Genomic DNA, 18,431 nt, shown 5'->3' with positions numbered 1-18,431 from the left:
AAGTGGGGAAAGGAAGCGCTTGCCCGCGCTCAGGCCGCCGCGCGGCTCGCGTGGCGCCCGGCCACCAGCGCGCGCACGCGCGGGATCAGCTCGCGGCCGTAGTCGATCGCGTCGTCGAGCGGATCGAAGCCGCGGATCAGGAACGTGGTCACGCCGATGTCGTAGTAGTCGGCCAGCGCCTCGGCCACCTGTTCGGGCGTGCCGACCAGCGCCGTGGAGTTCGAGCGGCCGCCGCTCAGTTGCGCGATCTCGGTCCACAGCCGCTTGTCGACGCGCGGGCCGCGTTCGGCCGCGGCCAGCAGGCGCCGCGCGCCTTCGCTCTGCTGCGGGCCGCCGGTGCCGAGCCCGGCCGCCTCGCGCAGCCGGCGCGTCTCGGCGAGGATGCGTTGCGCGCGTGCCCAGGCGGCGTCCTCGGTGGCGGCCAGGATCGGCCGGAACGACACCGAGAAGCGCACCTGGCGCCCCTGCGCGGCCGCGGCGGCGCGCACGCGGCCGGTCAGCTCGCGCACCTGGTCGAGCGATTCGCCCCACAGCGCATAGACGTCGGCATGCTTCGCGGCCACCTCGAGCGCGGCCGCCGAGGCGCCGCCGAAATAGATCGGCACGTGCGGCTGCTGCGCCGGCTTGACCTCGGAGAAACCCTGCTTGAAGCGGTAATAGGTGCCGTCGTGGTCGAACGGCCGGTCCTCGGTCCAGATCCGGCGCAGGATGCCGAGATATTCGTCGGTGCGCGCGTAGCGCTGGTCGTGGTCGAGGAAATCGCCGTCGCGCTGCTGCTCGCTGTCCGAGCCGCCCGAGATGAAATGCACGCCGAGCCGGCCGCCGCTGAACTGGTCGAGCGTCGCGATCTGGCGCGCGGCCAGCGTGGGCACCGTGAAGCCGGGCCGGTGCGCGAGCATGAAGTGGACGCGCTCGGTGACGGCGGCCGCATACGAGATGGTCAGCGTGGCCGACGGGCCGGTCGAATGATGCGGCACCAGGATCCGGTCGAAGCCCGCCTGCTCGTGGGCCTGCGCGAACGCGCGGACATAGTCGCGATCGACGGCGTTGCCGTCGCCCGGGTGGATCTCGGACTGCTTCTGGCTCTGGATCATGCCGATGAATTCGACGCTCATCGCGGGGCTCCGGTGCGAACGGCCCGGGCCTGGCCCGGGCGGAAATGGCGAGGCCGGCGCGTGATGCATGGCGATCGGGCGAGTCGCTCGATCGCTGGCGCGAGCCGGAACATGGCGGCCAGATTAGCGTCAGGATCATGCAAATCGGAAATAATAAATCGCGCAAAGAATATCGAATTTGCATGGTTTGACGTGCCCGGCCACCCCCGTAGGCTGATGCTCCGGTGCTTCGCCCACGGCCGGCGCACGCGGCTGGCAGCCCGACGCGCGCCGTGCCGGCGGCGGCCATGTTCTTCTTCGCGTTCCCAGGATTTCCGCTCCGATGGCCTCCTTGCCGACCGATTTCGCCTTCGCCGATGCCGCCGCCGCGGCGTCGCGCGACGCCGTACCCGACGACACCGCGCTCGACGCGCTGCTCGCCTCGCTCTCGCCCACGCTGGCCGACGGCGCCGCGCGGCACGATGCCGACGGCAGCTTTCCCCACGATCACTTCGCGCTGCTGCATCGGCACGGGCTGATCGCACAGGTCGTGCCGCGCGCGGCGGGCGGGGGCGGCGCCGCGCTGGCGCGCGCGCGCCGCATCGTGGCCGGCATCGCGCGCGCCGACGCGGCCACGGCGCTGGTGCTGACGATGACCTATCTCCAGCATCGCGCGCTGGGCCGCGCCGACAGCCGCTGGCCGGCGGCGCTGCGCGATGCGGTGTTCGCCAGCGCGGTGGCCGACGGCGCGCTGATCAACGCGCTGCGCGTCGAGCCCGAACTCGGCTCGCCGTCGCGCGGCGGCCTGCCGGCCACCGTGGCGCGCCGCGATGCCGACGGCGGCTGGCGGCTCTCGGGCCACAAGCTCTACAGCACCGGCGTGCCGGCGCTGCGCTGGCTGGCCGTGTGGGCGCGCACCGACGAGGCGGCGCCGCGCACCGGCGTGTTCCTGGTGCCGCGCGAGGCGCGCCGCGCCGACGGCGGCGTGGGCATCCGCGTGATCGAGAGCTGGAACCACCTGGGGCTGCGCGCCTCGGGCAGCCACGAGGTGGTGTTCGACGAGGTGGGGATCCCGGCCGCGAACGCGGTCGATCTGCGCGCGCCGGCGCAATGGGCGAACTCGGGTGCGACGCAGGCCGAGGTCGGCAGCCATCTCGATCAGCAGGCCTGGATGATCGTGCTGCTCGGCAGCCTCTACGACGCGGTGGCGCGCGCCGCGCGCGACTGGGTGGCGGCGTTCGTCGGGACGCGCGTGCCGGCCAGCCTGGGTACGCCGCTTGCCGCGCTGCCGCGCGTGCAGGAGACGATCGGCGAGATCGACGCGCTGCTGCACGCGAACCGCGTGCTGCTCGACGACCTGAGCGGCCGCACCGATGCCGGCGCGCCGCCGGAGCTGGCGGCCTGCGGGCTCGTCAAGTACACCGTCACCACCCATGCGATCCGCGTGACCGAGCTGGCGCTGCAGCTGTCGGGCAATCACGGGCTGAGCCGCCATCACCCGCTCGAACGCCATCATCGCGACGTGCTGTGCAGCCGGATCCACACGCCGCAGAACGATGCGATCCTGGTCGCGGCCGGGCGCGAGGCGCTGGGCGCCTGGCTGCGCGACGATGCGCGCTGAAGGTGTCGAGTACGTTGAGCGCGGGGAGGGCGGGCGCCGCCCGGCCGGCTACCTAAGCGACCGCGTGCGTGGCGCCGAGTGCGTCGAACAGCGCGCGCGCGGCGTCGCCGACCGCGCGCACCGGTTCGGCGAGCCGCTCGATGCCGTCGCGCTGCGTGAGCCAGAGATCGACCGGCGGGCGGAAGTCGCTGACGTTGACGATCTCGAGCGCGTCGCGCAGCGCGCTCGCGCCGACCAGCGGCAACGGCACGAGGCCGAGCCCGAAGCCGTCAGCCACGCCCTGCAGCTGCACGTCGCGGCCATAGGCGTCGAGCGTGACCGCGAGCGGCAGCCGCTGCGCGTCGAGCGCGCGCTTCAGGCTCGCGCGAAAGCCGCAGCCGTCGGGATTCAGGATCCAGCCGCGCGCATGGAGATCGGCGAGGCGATAGGCGCGCCGCGGGCAGCTGCCGCGCGCGGCCACCACCACGAGCCGCGTGGCGGCGAGCCGCTCGCCCGTCACGCGCGGCGGCAGCGCCGTGTCGCGCGCGGCGAACACCAGCGCCGCGTCGAGTTCGTCGAGCGCGAGCCGGTCGAGCAGCGTGCCGGCCCAGCCGGTCTCGACGCCCGGCGCAAGCGACGGCCAGCGCTCGCGCAGCATCGCCACCAGCCCCGGCAGCATCAGCTCGCCGATGCCGTGCGTGATGCCGAGCCGGAACGCGCCGGCGGGCGGCAGCGTCGCGCGCGCCAGCTCGCGCAGCGCGTCCACCTCGCGCAGCACCGCGCGGCACTGGTCGTGGACGCGGCGGCCCAGTTCGGTCGGGCGCGGCGGTTTGGTGTTGCGATCGAGCAGCGCCGCGCCGAGCGCTTCCTCGAGGTTCTGCACGCGGCGCGTGATGGCCGGCTGCGTGATGCCGAGTTCGTGCGCGGCCTGGCTCAGCGATTGGCAGCGAATCACCGCCGCGAAGGCATCGATATCACCGATTTTCATGTTACTTTTGCATGCAATGGATTCGACGTTATGAACATACATCATATTCGAAGAGGCTTCCGATGAGTTCGCATGGATTGCACCAGACGCGCGCGGCCGAGGCGCAGCGCGCCGCGCCGCCGCTGGCCGAGTTCGTTGCCGCGTTTTCGCGGCTGATCGACACGCAGCCCGACGAGGCACGCGTGGTGCGCGACGGCGGCGCGCTGCTGGCCGATCTGGTCGCGCGCGACGACTGGCTGCCCGAGTCGTTCGCCCAGCCCGATCCCGAGCGCTACCAGCAGTTCCTGCTGCATCGCGATCCCGACGCGCGCTTCTCGATCGTCAGCTTCGTCTGGGGGCCGGCGCAGGTCACGCCGATCCACGATCACACCGTCTGGGGGCTGATCGGCATGCTGCGCGGCGCCGAATATTCGCAGCCCTACGCGTTCACCGGCGCCGGCGTGCCGGTGCCGGACGGGGAGCCGGTGCGGCTCGCGCCGGGGCAGGTCGAGGCGGTGTCGCCGGCACTCGGCGACGTTCACCGCGTCAGCAACGCCTACCACGACCGCGTGTCGATCAGCATCCATGTCTATGGCGGCGATATCGGCGCGATCGAGCGCTCGGTCTATCGCGAGGACGGCACGCGCAAGCCGTTCGTGTCCGGCTATACGCTGCCGGCCGGCGACGCGTGAGCGCGGCGGCCGTGCCCGGCGGCGGCCCGCTTCGGTCGCGGCCGGCACCTGCCGCGTTTCCATCAATTGCGTCCCCCCGCCTGATCCGCGTTATCGTGTGGCCTGCCGCTGCACGCCGCCCGACTCCGTTTTCCCTTTCCTGTCCTTGCCGATGAACACCGTGTCCGATTCCGCTGCCTCCGCTGCTTTCCCCGCCCGCTCCGCCGCCGCCCGGTCCGATGCGGCGTTCCCCCGTCTGTCCGTCGCCGAGGTGCGCGCGGCGCTGCTCGCGCGCGAGGAGATCGCGCTCGTCGACGTGCGCGAGGAGGCGCCCTACGCGGCCGGCCATCCGCTCTGGGCCGCGAACCTGCCGCTGTCGAAGCTCGAGCTGGAGGCCTGGCCGCGCATCCCGCGCCGCGACACCACGATCGCGCTGTACGGCGAATACGACGGCGAGGATCTCGCGCCGCGCGCGGCGGCCGTGCTCGCCGCGCTCGGCTATACGCGCGTGTGCCTGCTCGACGGCGGCCTCGCGGCGTGGAGCCGAGCGGGCGGCGAGCTGTTCATCGACGTCAACGTGCCGAGCAAGTCGTTCGGCGAATACGTGGAAGCGAAGCGCCACACGCCGTCGCTGTCGGCGCAGGAAGTGCAGGCGCTGATCGAGTCGAAGGCCGACGTGGTGATCGTCGATGCGCGCCGCTTCGACGAATACCAGACCATGAGCATCCCGACCGCGACCAGCGTGCCCGGTGCCGAACTCGTGCTGCGCGTGCGCGAGCTTGCACCCGATCCGGCCACGCGCGTGATCGTCAACTGCGCGGGCCGCACGCGCAGCATCATCGGCACGCAGTCGCTCGTCAACGCGGGGCTGCCGAACCCGGTGGCCGCGCTGCGCAACGGCACGATCGGCTGGACGCTGGCCGGGCAGACGCTCGACCACGGCGCCGCGCGGCGCTTCCCCGACGCGGTGGCCGACGCGCATCGCGCCGCCGCGCGAGACGGCGCGCGCGCGGTGGCCGCGAAGGCCGGCGTCAGGCGCCTCGCGGCGGCCGAGGCGGGCGCGCTCGACGAGGGTGGGCAGCGCACCGTCTACCGGTTCGACGTGCGCACGCCCGACGAATACGCGGCCGGCCATCTGCCCGGCTTCGCCAGTGCGCCGGGCGGCCAGCTCGTGCAGGAGACCGACCACCACGCGCCGGTGCGCGGCGCGCGCATCGTGCTGGCCGACGACGACGGCGTGCGCGCCGACATGAGCGCCTCGTGGCTCGCGCAGATGGGCTGGGAGGTCTACGTGGTCGAGCCGGTGCCGGCATCGGCGCGCGGCGAGGCCCGCGTGCCGCGCGTGAGCGCGCCCGAGGCGGCGCCGGTGGAACGCGTGACGCCGGCCACGCTCGCGGCGTGGCTCGAAGCGGAGGGCGGCGGCGACGCGCTGGCCGTGATCGACGTGACCGCGAGCGCGAACTACGTGAAGCGGCACATTCCGGGCGCGTGGTACGCGATCCGCGCGCGGCTGCGCGAGGCGCTGGCCGTCATTCCGGCCGCGCGGCGCTACGTGCTGACCTGCGGTACCTCGCAGCTGGCCGCGTTCGCGGCGGCGGACCTGCGCGCGCTGGTGCCGGCCGAGGTGGACGTGTTCGTGCTCGACGGCGGCACGCAGGCCTGGATCGACGCGGGCCTGCCGCTCGAACAGGGCGAGACGCGCCTTGCTTCGCAACGCGACGACCGCTACCGGCGCCCCTACGAGGGCACGCAGAACGCGGCGGCCGCGATGCAGGCTTATCTCGATTGGGAGTTCGGCCTGGTCGAGCAGCTCGGCCGCGACGGCACGCATCATTTCCAGGTGATCTGAGCCCGGTGATCTGAACGAAGGCGGCGGGCCGGCGCGCACGGCGCCCGCCCGCTGCGTCCGCTTCGTCCGCTTCGTCCGCTTCGTCCGCTTCGTCCGGCTCGCCGTCTGCTCGCGCCGCGAAGCCAATATCAAGCAGTCCAAACGATCGATCGGGCCGGGCGGCGTGCTCCCCGCCGCCATCCTTGCGCCGATGTCTCGATGTCCGAATACAACAAGGAAACCGCAAGTTTTTGACGCGGGACATCGAGACGCACTCCACCGAAATTCGCCTGCCAAATCGGCTGTCGCAACGCAGCAATCCCGATCTTCATCGTTGGCTCCCCGTGCCGGGAAAAGCGCTTCGGCATCGGAAAAACAGGCGCTTGCGACGTTACGTTGCCGCCACCGAATACGCGTTGTGCGGCGCGGAATCGGGGCTTGCCGTCCGGCGCATCGCCGCGTCGCGCCGCGCCAAACTACGAGATCCACGTCGATAGGGAATCGTCAGGCGATCGTCCAGAATGGCGCCGGCATGGAACTCGCCCATGCCGCAAGCCATAGACGAAGAAATCTGAGGACGGAGAAGCAATGAAGACACACGTGGTGGTTGCCGCGACGGCGGCCGGACTGGTGGCGGCCACGGCCGCGCAGGCGCAGGGCAGCGTCACGCTGTACGGGATCATCGACACGGGGCTTGCCTACCAGAACAGCAGCGGCACGCTTGGCCAGACCTCGGGGGGCCGCGCGTCGCTGAAGATGTCGACGGGCGTCACGGCCGGCAGCCGCGTCGGCCTGCGCGGCGTGGAGGACCTGGGCGGCGGCACGCGGGCCGTGTTCACGCTCGAGGCCGGCATCAATACCGCGAACGGCACCTCGCAATTCCCGGGCGGCATCTTCACGCGGCAGGCCTTCGTCGGCCTGTCCGACGCGAAGTACGGCACGCTGACGGCGGGCCGCCAGTACACCGCGTACTACACGCTGCTCGCGCCGTGGAGCCCGACCACCTGGCTGACCGGCTATTTCGGCGCGCACCCGGGCGACCTCGATTCGCTCGACACCAGCTATCGCGCCAACAACTCGATCGTCTATCTCTCGCCGAAGTACCACGGCTTCACGGTTGGCGGCTCGTACTCGTTCGGCGGCGTGCCGGGCAGCGTGAACGCGGGCGCGACCTGGAGCGCCGGCCTTCAGTACGCGAACGGCCCGCTCAGCATCGCGGCCGGCTTCCTGCGCATCAACAATGCGACGCCGGGCGGCGGCGCGTGGGGCGCGGCGTCGACGGCTTCGAACGGTGGCGCCCAGACCTCCGTCTCGGCGATCAACAACGGCTACGTGTCGGCCCAGGCACAGCAGCGCGTGGCCGTGACGGCCGGCTATCAGCTCACGTCGCGCTGGGACGTGACCGCGTCCTACTCGAACGTCCAGTACATTCCCGGCTCCGGCTCGGCGTTCCACGACACGGCGATCTTCAACACGGCCGGCGCGGTGCTGCACTTCAGGCCGGTGGCCGTGTGGGATCTCGCGATGGGCTACAGCTACACGCGTGCCGCGCTCGCCAACGGCGTCGACAAGGCCGCGCAGTACCACCAGCTCACGCTGTCGCAGGTCTACAGCCTGTCGAAGCGCACCGGCCTCTATGCGATCGAGGCCTATCAGCACGCGGGCGGCAACACGCTGCTGGACGGCAAGGTGATCGCGGCCACGGCTTCGATCGGTGACGGCTTCAACCTCACGCCGTCCACCACGAGCAGCCAGATCGCGATCGGCGTCGGCATGGTGCATCGCTTCTGAGCGCACCGTATCGCACGCGGGAGCTTGCCCGGGCGGCCGGCGCGGGAGCGCGGCCGCCCGTTTGGCGTCGGGGTGCGGACGAGTGCGGGCGGACGGCGGCATGACACCGGCGCACTCGAACGGGACGGCTGGGAGCGCGAAGCGGAACGGCTTGGGGATGGAGGGGGAAAGCGAGCCGGAGGACGAGAAGCCGTTGACTCAGGCAACTGGACGGGATGGCGGCATGAAACCGGCGGCGGGGCGGGAACGATTCATGAAATACATGGCGCCGCGGTCACCGCGCAGACGATGGCTGCGAAACGGGCAGAAACGGGCAGCCACGAGACAGCGACGTTCAACCGTGGCTGTCGACCCAGGCGCGCGCCCATTCGAGCCCGGCCAGACGCGCTTCGTCATCGGTGTCGAACACGCCGAGCACGCTGGACGCCTCGACGAGCCGGTTGTTGCGCGTGATCGTGCCGCTCGCGGCATAGCGGTCGGGCTGCATGATCTCGTCCTGCTGCAGGATTGCGTGGCCCCAGATCTGGTAGCCCCTGTAGCTCTCGGCTTCCATCAGCGCACCACCTCGACGCCGGACGCGCCGTGCGTGCCGACGCGCAGTACGTTGCCGTCCGGCGTGAACAGGCGCGGAATGTCCGGCGTGCCCGGAGCCGGGCGGCGCAGGTCGTGGTCGAGCGCATGCGGCTTGGTCTGGCCGGCCTTCGGCGCGGCGTCGATCGATGGCGGGCGGACCCCCGCGTCGACGAGGCGCGGTGCGACGTGCTTGTGCTTCGTGGCCTTCGCCGCCGCCGAATCGTGGTGCGCGCCGCCGCGCGCTTCGGGCGGATTCCAGATTTCGACGTAATGGTCGCCCGCGAACGCCGGCGACGTACACGCCAGCAGCAGCAACCCGCATCCAACCAGTTTCACTATGTATTCTCCGTGTGGCGCCGGAACGGGGCGCGACTGCCGCGCCGTCCGGTTCCTCGTTGGCCGGTACCGCGCATTTTCCTGCCGCGCGTGACGGTTCGGCCAACGCGTGATTGTCGCATGGACCACCCGCCCGACAGACGATTTTTACCGGCGGGCGGGCGGTCGAATGCTGTACGAATATACAGTATTTTCGGTGCGCGGGGGATGCGCGAACACGCGGCGCCGGCGCGGCGCCAGACGCGGCGCGGGTTTCGCCGGCCCGGCCGGGCGGCGTTCGGCATCGCGCGTTCCGGTGTAAGGTGTGGCGCGGGACCGTCGCGTCCGCGCGACGCGGCGATGCGATCCGTGACGAACAGGAGCCGCGATGGCCGCCGATCTCGCAACCGACGCCGCAACCGAAACCACAACCGATACCGCAGGCACCGAACGGCTCGTCCTGCGCCGCGACGCCGGCGGCGTGACGACGCTGCAGCTGAACCGGCCCGCGCGGGCAAACCTGCTGTCGGAAGCGATGCTCGGCGCGCTGCAGGCCGAGTTTGACGCGCTCGCCGACGACGCGCGGCTGCGCTGCGTGGTGCTGGCGGCCGAGGGACGCACGTTCAGCGGCGGCCACGACCTGCGCGAACTGCGCGCGGAACCCGATCATGCCCGCTACTCGACGCTGTTCTCGCGCTGCAGCCGCCTGATGCTGTCGATCCGCGCGCTGCCGGTGCCGGTAATCGCGCGCGTGCAGGGCACGGCGAGCGCGGCGGGCTGCCAGCTGGTGGCGGCCTGCGATCTGGCGGTGGCCGCCGATACCGCGCGCTTCGCGGTGGCGGGGATCGACGTGGGGCTGTTCTGCGCGACGCCGGCCGTCGCGCTGTCGCGGGCGGTTGCGCCGAAGCGGGCATTCGACATGCTCGTGAGCGGCCGTTTCATCGACGCGGCCACCGCGCTCGACTGGGGATTGATCAACGAGATGGTGCCGGCCGACGCGCTCGACGCGGCCGTGGCCAGCCGCGCGGCGACGATCGTCGCGAAGGCGCCGGCCGCCGTGCGCCGCGGCAAGGCGATGTTCTACCGGCAGCGCGAGATGCTGCTCGACGACGCTTATCTCTATGCGGCCGACGTGATGGCGGCCAACCTGATGGAGGCGGAGACGGCCGGGCAGATCGACGCGTTCCTCGACAGGTCGGGCCGCGGTGGAGAAGGCGGGCGCTAACCGGCGGGCGCTAACCGGCAGCGGTTGGCGCGGCGATGAAGCCGCGGCGCCGGAGCGGCGGCGCGTCTGGCGCCGTTAGTTGGTGATCGGGACCGCGGCCCGGCCAAGCCGGCGTGCCGGCCCCGGCGTCTGGAGCCGCCTGCGCCGCTCAGCGCCCGTAGCTGCCGGTGCGCAGCACCGGCACGTCGAGCGGCGGCGCGTCCACCAGCGGTTCCACCACCACCGGCACGCGCCGCGCGATCGCGCAGATCAGCTCGTAGCCGATCGTGCCCGACGCCTCGGCCACGTCGTCCACGCGCACCTGCTCGCCCCACAGCTCGACCGACGAACCCACGTGCGCATTCGGGCACGGCGTCAGGTCCACCGTCAGCATGTCCATCGAGACGCGCCCGACCACGCGCGTCATGATGCCGTCGACGGCGATCGGCGTGCCGGTCTGCGCGTGGCGCGGGTAGCCATCCGCGTAGCCGCACGCCACCACGCCGATGCGCATCGTGCGCTTGGCCGCGAAGCGCCGGCCGTAGCCCACCGTCTCGTTCTCCTCGATCGTCTGCACGCCGATCAGCCGGCTCGTCAGCGTCATGGCCGGCACCAGGCCGGTATCGGCGATGTGGCGCGCGGCGCCGGTGGGCGAGGCGCCGTACAGGATCGTGCCGGGCCGCACCCAGTCGCGGTGCGCGTCCGGATGCCAGAGCACCGCGGCCGAGTTCGACAGCGAGCGCTCGCCGGGCAGGCCTTCGGTGGCGGCGTCGAACTGCTGGGTCTGCCAGGCCACCTCGCCTTCGTCGGCGTTCGCGAAGTGCGTCATCAGCGCGATCCGGCCCACCGACGGCGTGGCCGAGGCGCGCTCCCAGGCGGCCCGAAACGCATGCGGCCGGTAGCCGAGGCGGTTCATGCCGGAATTCATCTTGAGCTGGATGTCGATCGGCCGGGCGGGGCGCGCGCTCGCGAGCATGTCGAGCTGCTCGTCGCCGTGGACCGCCACCGTGAGCCGGTAGCGGTCCGCGATCGCGAGGTCGGACGCATCGAACAGCCCCTCGAGCAGCAGCACCGGCCGGGTCCAGCCGAGTTCGCGCACGCGCACGGCTTCGTCGAGGTCGAGCAGCGCGATGCCGTCGGCGTCGGCGAGCGCCGGATAGATCCGCTCGATGCCGTGGCCGTAGGCGTTCGCCTTCACGACGGCCCAGATGCGCGCTCCGGCGGCCTTGCGCCGGATGATGGCGAGATTGTGGCGAACGGCGGCGGGGCGGATCTGGGCGACGATGGGACGGGGCATGGCTGTCTCGGAAGATGGCGTGGGCGGTACGGGCCGGGCTGCCTCGCGGCTGGCCGGCTGTCGATCGCGTTTTATTGAGAAAACTTGGGTTCGGCGGCCATCATATTGGCTTTGAGGCAGTTTTATTTAATGTATTTGTCTGTTTTTTGGTAGGGATCGCCTGTTTTGCCAGGCGCGCCGCTTCGCGCGAAGCGGGCCGAACGTCGCCGAACCGGTATCGAAAGTCGGCCGATTGGCGACATCCGGCGCGCGCCGCGGGCATGGAATCTGCGCGAGCCCGGAGCGCGGCCGGGCGGCGCGCAGGCCATGCGCGGTGCGGCCTTGCCGGGGGGCGAAAGGCGCGCGGCCGGCGGCTTCCCGCGTGGCGGCATGCCGGATGCGACCGGGCAGCGGCCGGCCGGGCCCGGTGCGCGGCGAGGGTGCGCGCGAGCCGCGCACCGGCAAGACGGGGCGCCGCCGCGACGCCCGCCGCAGCCGATCCGAAGCGGTGCCGCACGTCATTCACGAATTCGACGTAGGATGCGTGAATCATTTCAATCGAGATGTCCGCCGAAGGAGCGAGCCCATGTCCTCATCTGATCGCCCCGTCCGGGTTCCCGGCCCGGATCATCCGATTTCCATCGCGCCGACCGGCGCGCGCGTGCTGGTCAAGGCCGGCGCCGCCCCGCTCGCCGACACGCATCGCGCGCTGACGCTGCGCGAGGCGACCTACGAGCCGGTCCAGTACGTGCCGCGCGCCGACGTCGACCTCACGCGCGTCGAACGCAGCGCGCACACCAGCTATTGCCCCTACAAGGGCGAGGCCGTCTACTACTCGATTCCCGAGCTCGGCAAACGCGGCGAGAACGCGATCTGGTCGTATGAGACGCCCTACGACGCGGTCGCGCCGATCGCCGGCCATTTCGCGTTCTACACGGACCGTGTCGACGCCATCGAGATCGCGCCTTAATTTCCGTCGCCGCCGCTGTAACCGTTACCGCGCCGCGCGCGAACTGACATGCGTACCCTTGCGCCCCGTGTCGGGCCGGCCGCCGCGCCGGCCCCGGTGCCGCTTCCGCGCCGGCTGCCGGCGGCATGCCGCGCGCCCGGGCCGGCCGCATGGCGCAAGACGCATCGTGATCCAGGGCCGACCCGCCGCGGCGGGCCGGCCGCTACCTCCCGAGACCCCACAAGATGACCAAGAACGAACTCTCGGCGCGCACGCTCGCGTCGACCCTGGAGCGGGAGATCGCTGAAGTCCGGCGTCACAGCCTCGAACTCGCGAACCCGCTCAGCGCCGAGGATCAGGTGTTGCAGTCGATGCCGGACGCGAGTCCGACCAAATGGCATCTCGGCCACACCACCTGGTTCTTCGAGACCGTGATCCTCGCGCGTCACGTGCCCGGCTACGTGCCGTTCGACGAGCGCTTCGCCTACCTGTTCAACTCGTACTACGAGGCGCTCGGCCCGCGTCACGCGCGCCCGCAGCGCGGGATGCTGTCGCGGCCGTCGCTCGACGAGGTCCACGCCTACCGGCGCCACGTCGACGCGCGGCTGCTGGAACTGGTGGCCGGCGCCGACCTGCCGCTGCTGGTCGAGATCGCGCCGGAGATCACGCTCGGCCTCAACCACGAGCAGCAGCACCAGGAGCTGCTCTTGACCGACATCCTGCACGCGTTCTCGCTGAACCCGCTGCTGCCTGCCTACCGCGCCGACGGCGCCGCGCCGCGCATGCCCGCCGGCCCGGCGGCGGGCGCGCCGCGCTGGCTCGCGCATGCGGGCGGCATCGTCGAGATCGGCCACGACGGCAACGGCTTCGCGTTCGACAACGAAGGCCCGCGCCACCAGGCGCTGGTGCGGCCGTTCGAGATCGCGGACCGGCTGGTGAGCAACCGCGATTACGCGGCCTTCATCGCCGACGGCGGCTATGCGACCGCGGCGCTGTGGCTGTCCGACGGCTGGGCGGCCGTGCAGCGCGAAGGCTGGAGCGCGCCGGCCTACTGGCACGCGCGCGAAGCCGGCGCCGAGCCGCGGGACGCGGCCGGCTGGCAGGCGTTCGGCCTCGACGGCCTGCAGGCGCTCGACCCCGATGCACCGGTGGCGCACCTGAGCTTCTTCGAGGCGGCGGCCTATGCGGAATGGGCCGGCGCGCGGCTGCCGACCGAGTTCGAATGGGAGGCGGCCAGCGCGCTGCCCGGCATCGCGCAGATGCTCGGCCACGTCTGGCAATGGACGCGTTCGTCCTACGACCCGTATCCGGGCTTCCGGCCGCTGCCCGGCATCGCCTCGGAATACAACGGCAAATTCATGGTGGGTCAGCAGGTGCTGCGCGGCAGCAGCCTCGCCACGCCGCGCGGCCACGCACGGACGACCTACCGCAACTTCTTCCCGCCGGCCGCGCGCTGGCAATTCACAGGAGTGCGCCTTGTACGAGACCTCTGACCTGTTCCGACCCAATGCGGGCTCCGCCGCCCGCGCCCGCAAGCCGAGCCCGTTCGGCCGCGATCTGATCGAAGGACTGAGCGCGACGCCTCGCAGCATTTCGCCGAAGTATTTCTATGACGCGGCCGGCTCGGCGCTGTTCGACCGGATCTGCGAGCTGCCCGAGTACTACCCGACGCGCACCGAGCACGCGATCCTCGAACGCCATGCGGCCGACATCGCCGCCGCGATCGGGGCCGACGCGAACCTGATCGAGTTCGGCGCCGGCTCGCTGTCGAAGATCCGCTTCGTGCTCGATGCCTGCATCGCGAGCGTGCCGCCCGTGAGCTACGTGCCGGTGGACATCTCGGCCGCCTATCTGCGCGAATCGGCCGAGGCGCTGCGGCGGCAGTATCCGGGCCTCGACGTGCAGCCGGTGGCGGCCGACTACCTGCAGGCCGAATCGATGCGCGAGCTTGCGAACGTGCCGGCGCGGCGCATCGGCATCTTCTTCGGTTCGACGATCGGCAATTTCTCGAACGAGGAGGCCGATACGTTCCTGAGCCGCTCGGCCACGCTGCTGGCGGGCGGCGGGATGCTGATCGGCGTCGATCTGGTGAAGGACGAGGCGATCCTCAACGCGGCCTACAACGATTCGGCCGGCGTCACGGCGGCGTTCAACCTGAACCTGCTCGCGCGCGCCAACGCCGAACTCGGCGCCGATTTCGAACTCGACGACTGGGCGCACCGCGCGTTCTACGACAGCCACCTGCAGCGCATCGAGATGCACCTGGTGAGCCGGCGCGAGCAGACCGTTCACGTGGGCGGCCGCGCGTTCCGGTTCGCCGAGGGCGAGACGCTGCACACCGAGAACTCGCGCAAGTTCACGATCGACGGGTTCCGCGAACTCGCCGCGCGCGCCGGCTTCGTGCCGGCCGCGGTGTGGACCGACGAGGCCCAGCTGTTCAGCCTGCACTGGCTGGAAAGCCCGGCGCGCTGAGCGCGGGCGGCGCGAGGCTGGATTGCCGGCGCGATGAGCGCCGCCGGTCCCGCGATGTGACGCGGCGGGGCGGTTGGCCCGGCGTGCCGTGTGCGCCGCGCGCCGCCGGTTGCGCTCGTCAGGGCCGCGGCTCCGGCGCGAGCCGCCGCGCCACGCGGCGCAGCACGTCGTGCAGCATGGTGCCGCTGCGCGTCGCGCCGAAATCGATTGCGTCGATCGCGTTGCGCACGATCAGCGCGAGTTCCGTCTCGCCCTGGATGACCAGGCGCCGGTTGAAGAACAGCGTGTCGGCGTCGACCTCGCGCGCGGCGAGCCGGATGAAGTCGCGGCTGGTGGCGACGATGCGGATCTCGGGCGCCGCGCCCTCAGCCGATGCGCCCGGGCTTGCGTTCGATACGCTCGACGCGACCCGAAAGCCGCCGTCGCCGAGCGTGAGACCGATCATGATGCCGAGATCGCTCACCTCGATCACGTAGCGGCGGCCCGCGATGCGCGTGCGTGCGTCGCTGTCGAGCTGCGGCAGCAGGTGCCGGTCGAGCAGCAGGCACAGCACCGTGGCCGGCGGCCTGACCGGCAGCAGGGCGAGGCCGCGGCGCAGCGGCGGCAGCAGGAATGCCTCGGCGAATCCCGTCATCGCGCCTCCACGCCGGCCGCGGCGGCCACGCCCGGTTGACCGAACCAGAAGCCGTCGCAGGGCGCCGCGTCCTGCCAGCCGCACAGCGCGCGGTAGGCGTCGTCGGGCGCGAGCACGCCTTGCAGCCGGTCGGCAAAGGTCTCGATGATCGCGGCCGTATGCTCGACCTGCGGGCTGATGCGCAGGACCGACACGCCGGCCTCGGCCATGCTCTCGACCGCGCGTGCGAGATTGACGACCTGCGAGGTCTGGGTCTGCACGCCGTTCAGGCGAATGAACGGCCGGCCGTCGAGCGTCGCCGCTTCGAGGCCGCTCGCGTAGTCGGCGCAGCGGTGCTCGCATTGATCCTTCTGCAGCTGATGGTGCCGCGCCGTGAAGCAGCGCGCCGAGAACGACAGCGGCGCATGGCCGAACGCGAGGCATTCGATCTCGCTCGCCGAGCGGCGCTGGCGGCGGATCGCGTCGAGCGTGTCGCGCGTGCATTCGATCGGCGCGACCCAGCGGCGCGCGCCGAGCCCGGCCAGCCAGTCGAGCGTCGGCGCGCTGTAGCAGTTCACGTGAGGCCCCGCCACGAACGGCTTGCGGCGCGCCAGCATCCCGAGCGCCGACATGTCGTTGGCCTCGATCGGGAATGCGTCCGATTCCACCAGCGAGCGCATGCGGCGCAGGTCGGCCTCGGTCTCGGGCATGGCGAGCGTGGACAGCACGGCCTCCTTGCCATGCGCGCGCAGCATGCGCGCCGCGTCGAGCCAGTCCGCCGTGCGCATCTCGTGCCGCTTCGAGCAGACCACTTCGCCGAGATAGACGATGTCGACGCGCGTGCGCGCCACCTCGTCGTAGAACTTCATGATGTCGTCGCGGTTCCAGTAGTACTGGATCGGACCGAGGGAGAGTTTCATCGCGGGGATCATTTCCATGGGCGCGAGTAGGCGCCGAGCGTGTCGGTCTGCCCTTCGGACAGCGTGCCGAGCGAGCGGGACCAGGCGGGATCGAAGCTCATCGCGTCGCCTTGCTTGGCGAGCCGGTCGAGCGCGGCGCGCCAGACGCGCGTGACGGCGGCGGTGTAGGCCGGGCCGCGCTGCCGGCCCTCGATCTTGATGGCGCGCACGCCGATGCGCGCGAGTTCGGGCAGCAGCGACAGCGCGTTGAGGCTGGTGGGCGCCTCGAGCGCGTGATAGCGCTGGCCGCAGACCTCGAAGCGCCCCTTGCAGATGGTGGGGTAGCTCGACGGTTCGCCCGCGCGATAGCTGTCGACGAGCACCGAGGCGAGGCGCGCGTCGAGCCAGGTCTGGCCCGCTTCCTCGCGCTCGATCCAGTGGACGTGGCGGGCCGGCGAGCAGACGCCGTCGAGGTTCGGCGCGGCGCCGCTCGCGTGGGCCGACAGCGCGCAGCGCCCCTCGACCATCACGCACAGGCTGCCGAAGCCGAACACCTCGATCTCCACCGAGGTGTTGGCCACCGTGTTGGCGATCTGCTCGAGCGACAGCACGCGCGGCAGCACGGCGCGCTGGATGCCGAACTCGTCGCGCAGGAAGTTGATGCCGGCATGGCTCGTGACCGAGCCCTGCACCGACAGATGCAGCCGCAACGACGGGTGGACGCGTGCCGCGTAGGCCATCAGCGCGGGATCGGCGACGATGATCGCGTCGATGCCGATCCCGGCCGCCAGGTCGATCGCGTGGGTCCAGTGCGAGAGATCGGCGCCGCTCGCGTAGGTGTTGATCGCGAGCAGCACCTTGCTGCCGGCCGCATGGGCATGCCGCACGCCGTCGGCCAGCGTGTTGCGGTCGAAGTTCAGGCCCGGGAACGCGCGCGCGTTGGTGTCGCCCTTCAGCCCGACGTAGACGCAATCGGCGCCGCCGTCCACGGCCGCGCGCAGGGCGGGCAGGTTGCCGGCGGGACAGACGAGTTCGGGGATCTTCAGCTCAGGCATGGCATCCATGGTCGATCGTGTTCGTGGCCGGCGCGCGCGAGCCCGCCGGATCGGTGACGCGCCGGGTACGCGACGGCGGCGCGTTTCGCTTCATTGGCGGCGCGCGTTGCGCTTCGGCGCTGTGCCGGGCCTCACGCATGGCGGCGCACCTCGACGGCGGGCAGCACCGCGCGCAATCGGTCCAGCAATGCCGGCGCCGGGTAGCCGGCCGGCAGCGGCGCGTCCAGCAGCGGCGCCGAAGTGCAGCCGGTGCCGCGAAACGGTTGCAGCACGAGCTGCGTGATGCCGCGTTGCGCCAGCGCCTGCGCGACCGCCAGCAGGTCGGCGTCGTCGAGCAGCGCCGGATGAATCGTGATCCGGCATTCGAACGCCACGCCGCTGCCGGCGATCAGGTCGAGCGAGCGTTCCGCCGCCGCGCCGCTGCGCGCGACCTGCGTGATGCGCGGGTAGGCCGCGAACGGTGCCTTGACGTCGAAGCCGACCCATTCGAGCATCGGCAGGCACTGAGCGAGCCGGTCCGGGTACGCGCCGCCCGTATGCAGCGCGGCAGCGAAGCCCATGCGCCGGACCTGCGCGATCATCGCCGGCAGGTGCCGCTCCACGAGCGGCTCGCCGCCGCAGAACACCACGGCGTCGAGCAGGCCCGTGCGGCGCGCGAGCCACGCCAGCGTGTCGTCCCAGGCTTGTGGGCCGGCGTGGCAGGCGCGCGTCTGCAGATGCGGGTTGTGGCAGTAATGGCAGCGCCACGGGCAGCCCGAGACGAACACCACGCAGGCCAGCCGCCCCGGGTAGTCGCACGTCGAGAACGGTACGACGCCGCCAAGTTTCGGGGCATGCGCCAGCTCAATGGTCATCGTCAACGAGGCGGGACGAAGAACAAGCGTTCGGCGAATTCGCCCTGTTTGCCGGTGTTGAACGCCGAGACCGGGCGGTGATAGCCCATCACGCGCGTCCAGATCTCGCAGCGGGTGCGCTCGTGATCGGCCAGCGCGACGGCGGGCGCGCTGGCCGGCTGGTCGCGCAGGGCCGGGAGGGAGGCGGTCGAAGTGGTGTGATCGTGCATGGTGGATGACTCGTGAAATGGCCGGTGAACGTGGCCAGTAAAAGGGCGCGCGGGGTGGACT

General features: G+C 71.6%; 17 protein-coding genes and 1 pseudogene. 8 read left to right on the top strand and 10 right to left on the bottom strand.

Annotated elements, in window-relative coordinates; genetic code table 11:
• Nucleotides 1-29: 29 nt before the first annotated feature.
• Complete coding sequence (locus BpN12_RS11525) at nucleotides 30-1,115, bottom strand: LLM class flavin-dependent oxidoreductase (RefSeq protein ID WP_246792724.1); 1,086 nt, start codon at nucleotides 1,113-1,115, stop codon at nucleotides 30-32.
• A 322-nt stretch (nucleotides 1,116-1,437) separates the two neighbouring features.
• Between BpN12_RS11525 and BpN12_RS11520 the strand changes: the two genes are divergently transcribed.
• Complete coding sequence (locus tag BpN12_RS11520) at nucleotides 1,438-2,715, top strand: acyl-CoA dehydrogenase family protein (RefSeq protein ID WP_246792723.1); 1,278 nt, start codon at nucleotides 1,438-1,440, stop codon at nucleotides 2,713-2,715.
• A gap of 52 nt (nucleotides 2,716-2,767) precedes the next feature.
• Here BpN12_RS11520 and BpN12_RS11515 read toward each other — a convergent pair whose 3' ends face one another.
• Nucleotides 2,768-3,682 (bottom strand): LysR family transcriptional regulator, encoded by a 915-nt coding sequence (locus BpN12_RS11515; RefSeq protein WP_246792722.1) that lies wholly within the window; start codon nucleotides 3,680-3,682, stop codon nucleotides 2,768-2,770.
• Nucleotides 3,683-3,744: 62 nt separating this feature from the next.
• Between BpN12_RS11515 and BpN12_RS11510 the strand changes: the two genes are divergently transcribed.
• From BpN12_RS11510 to BpN12_RS11500, 3 genes are all read left to right on the top strand, one after another.
• Nucleotides 3,745-4,353 (top strand): cysteine dioxygenase family protein, encoded by a 609-nt coding sequence (locus BpN12_RS11510; protein ID WP_246792721.1) that lies wholly within the window; start codon nucleotides 3,745-3,747, stop codon nucleotides 4,351-4,353.
• A 151-nt stretch (nucleotides 4,354-4,504) separates the two neighbouring features.
• Nucleotides 4,505-6,181 (top strand): rhodanese homology domain-containing protein, encoded by a 1,677-nt coding sequence (locus BpN12_RS11505; RefSeq protein WP_246792720.1) that lies wholly within the window; start codon nucleotides 4,505-4,507, stop codon nucleotides 6,179-6,181.
• A gap of 567 nt (nucleotides 6,182-6,748) precedes the next feature.
• Nucleotides 6,749-7,951 carry a porin gene (locus tag BpN12_RS11500; RefSeq protein WP_246792719.1) on the top strand — a complete coding sequence of 401 codons (1,203 nt, stop codon included), beginning with the start codon at nucleotides 6,749-6,751 and terminating at the stop codon, nucleotides 7,949-7,951.
• 334 nt (nucleotides 7,952-8,285) lie between these two features.
• On the opposite strand, the gene BpN12_RS11495 is transcribed toward BpN12_RS11500, so the two are convergent.
• Nucleotides 8,286-8,504: a hypothetical protein gene (locus tag BpN12_RS11495; RefSeq protein WP_246792718.1), complete on the bottom strand. Its 219-nt coding sequence runs from the start codon at nucleotides 8,502-8,504 to the stop codon at nucleotides 8,286-8,288.
• The gene (locus BpN12_RS11490; protein WP_246794696.1) at nucleotides 8,504-8,839 is read right to left on the bottom strand and encodes a hypothetical protein; all 336 of its coding nucleotides are present in this window, start codon (nucleotides 8,837-8,839) and stop codon (nucleotides 8,504-8,506) included. The genes BpN12_RS11495 and BpN12_RS11490 overlap by 1 nt, the downstream gene beginning before the upstream one ends.
• A 388-nt stretch (nucleotides 8,840-9,227) precedes the next feature.
• Here BpN12_RS11490 and BpN12_RS11485 point away from each other — a divergent pair.
• Nucleotides 9,228-10,078, top strand: a pseudogene (locus BpN12_RS11485) (enoyl-CoA hydratase).
• Between the two features lie 134 nt (nucleotides 10,079-10,212).
• Here BpN12_RS11485 and alr read toward each other — a convergent pair.
• Nucleotides 10,213-11,340 carry an alanine racemase gene (gene alr, locus BpN12_RS11480; protein WP_246792717.1) on the bottom strand — a complete coding sequence of 376 codons (1,128 nt, stop codon included), beginning with the start codon at nucleotides 11,338-11,340 and terminating at the stop codon, nucleotides 10,213-10,215.
• A gap of 565 nt (nucleotides 11,341-11,905) precedes the next feature.
• On the opposite strand from alr, the gene BpN12_RS11475 reads away from it, so the two are divergent.
• The 3 genes from BpN12_RS11475 (at nucleotide 11,906) to egtD (ending at nucleotide 14,740) form a co-directional block, all read left to right on the top strand.
• Nucleotides 11,906-12,289, top strand: a complete 384-nt coding sequence (locus BpN12_RS11475) for a DUF427 domain-containing protein (protein ID WP_246792716.1) — start codon at nucleotides 11,906-11,908, stop codon at nucleotides 12,287-12,289.
• 224 nt (nucleotides 12,290-12,513) lie between these two features.
• A complete protein-coding gene (gene egtB / locus BpN12_RS11470) occupies nucleotides 12,514-13,761 on the top strand; it encodes an ergothioneine biosynthesis protein EgtB (protein ID WP_246792715.1) in 1,248 nt (415 codons plus the stop codon).
• Nucleotides 13,745-14,740, top strand: a complete 996-nt coding sequence (egtD, locus tag BpN12_RS11465; protein ID WP_425306262.1) for an L-histidine N(alpha)-methyltransferase — start codon at nucleotides 13,745-13,747, stop codon at nucleotides 14,738-14,740. The genes egtB and egtD overlap by 17 nt, the downstream gene beginning before the upstream one ends.
• A 118-nt stretch (nucleotides 14,741-14,858) precedes the next feature.
• Here the strand turns inward: egtD and ubiT are convergent, their stop codons facing one another.
• The 5 genes from ubiT to nrdD form a co-directional block, all read right to left on the bottom strand.
• Nucleotides 14,859-15,374 (bottom strand): ubiquinone anaerobic biosynthesis accessory factor UbiT, encoded by a 516-nt coding sequence (gene ubiT / locus BpN12_RS11460; protein WP_246792714.1) that lies wholly within the window; start codon nucleotides 15,372-15,374, stop codon nucleotides 14,859-14,861.
• Nucleotides 15,371-16,273, bottom strand: a complete 903-nt coding sequence (locus BpN12_RS11455) for a U32 family peptidase (protein ID WP_246792713.1) — start codon at nucleotides 16,271-16,273, stop codon at nucleotides 15,371-15,373. Before BpN12_RS11455 ends, ubiT begins: the two co-directional genes overlap by 4 nt.
• A gap of 8 nt (nucleotides 16,274-16,281) precedes the next feature.
• Nucleotides 16,282-17,307: a ubiquinone anaerobic biosynthesis protein UbiU gene (ubiU, locus tag BpN12_RS11450; protein WP_246794694.1), complete on the bottom strand. Its 1,026-nt coding sequence runs from the start codon at nucleotides 17,305-17,307 to the stop codon at nucleotides 16,282-16,284.
• 131 nt (nucleotides 17,308-17,438) lie between these two features.
• Nucleotides 17,439-18,167 carry an anaerobic ribonucleoside-triphosphate reductase activating protein gene (locus BpN12_RS11445; protein WP_425306261.1) on the bottom strand — a complete coding sequence of 243 codons (729 nt, stop codon included), beginning with the start codon at nucleotides 18,165-18,167 and terminating at the stop codon, nucleotides 17,439-17,441.
• Nucleotides 18,164-18,370 (bottom strand): anaerobic ribonucleoside-triphosphate reductase, encoded by a 207-nt coding sequence (gene nrdD, locus BpN12_RS11440; protein ID WP_246792711.1) that lies wholly within the window; start codon nucleotides 18,368-18,370, stop codon nucleotides 18,164-18,166. The genes BpN12_RS11445 and nrdD overlap by 4 nt, the downstream gene beginning before the upstream one ends.
• Nucleotides 18,371-18,431 lie beyond the last annotated feature (61 nt).

The sequence above is a fragment of the Burkholderia perseverans genome (assembly GCF_022870505.1).
Lineage (GTDB): Bacteria > Pseudomonadota > Gammaproteobacteria > Burkholderiales > Burkholderiaceae > Burkholderia > Burkholderia plantarii.
The sequence above is the reverse complement of the archived record's forward strand: the minus strand, read 5'-3'. Positions and strand labels throughout refer to the sequence as shown.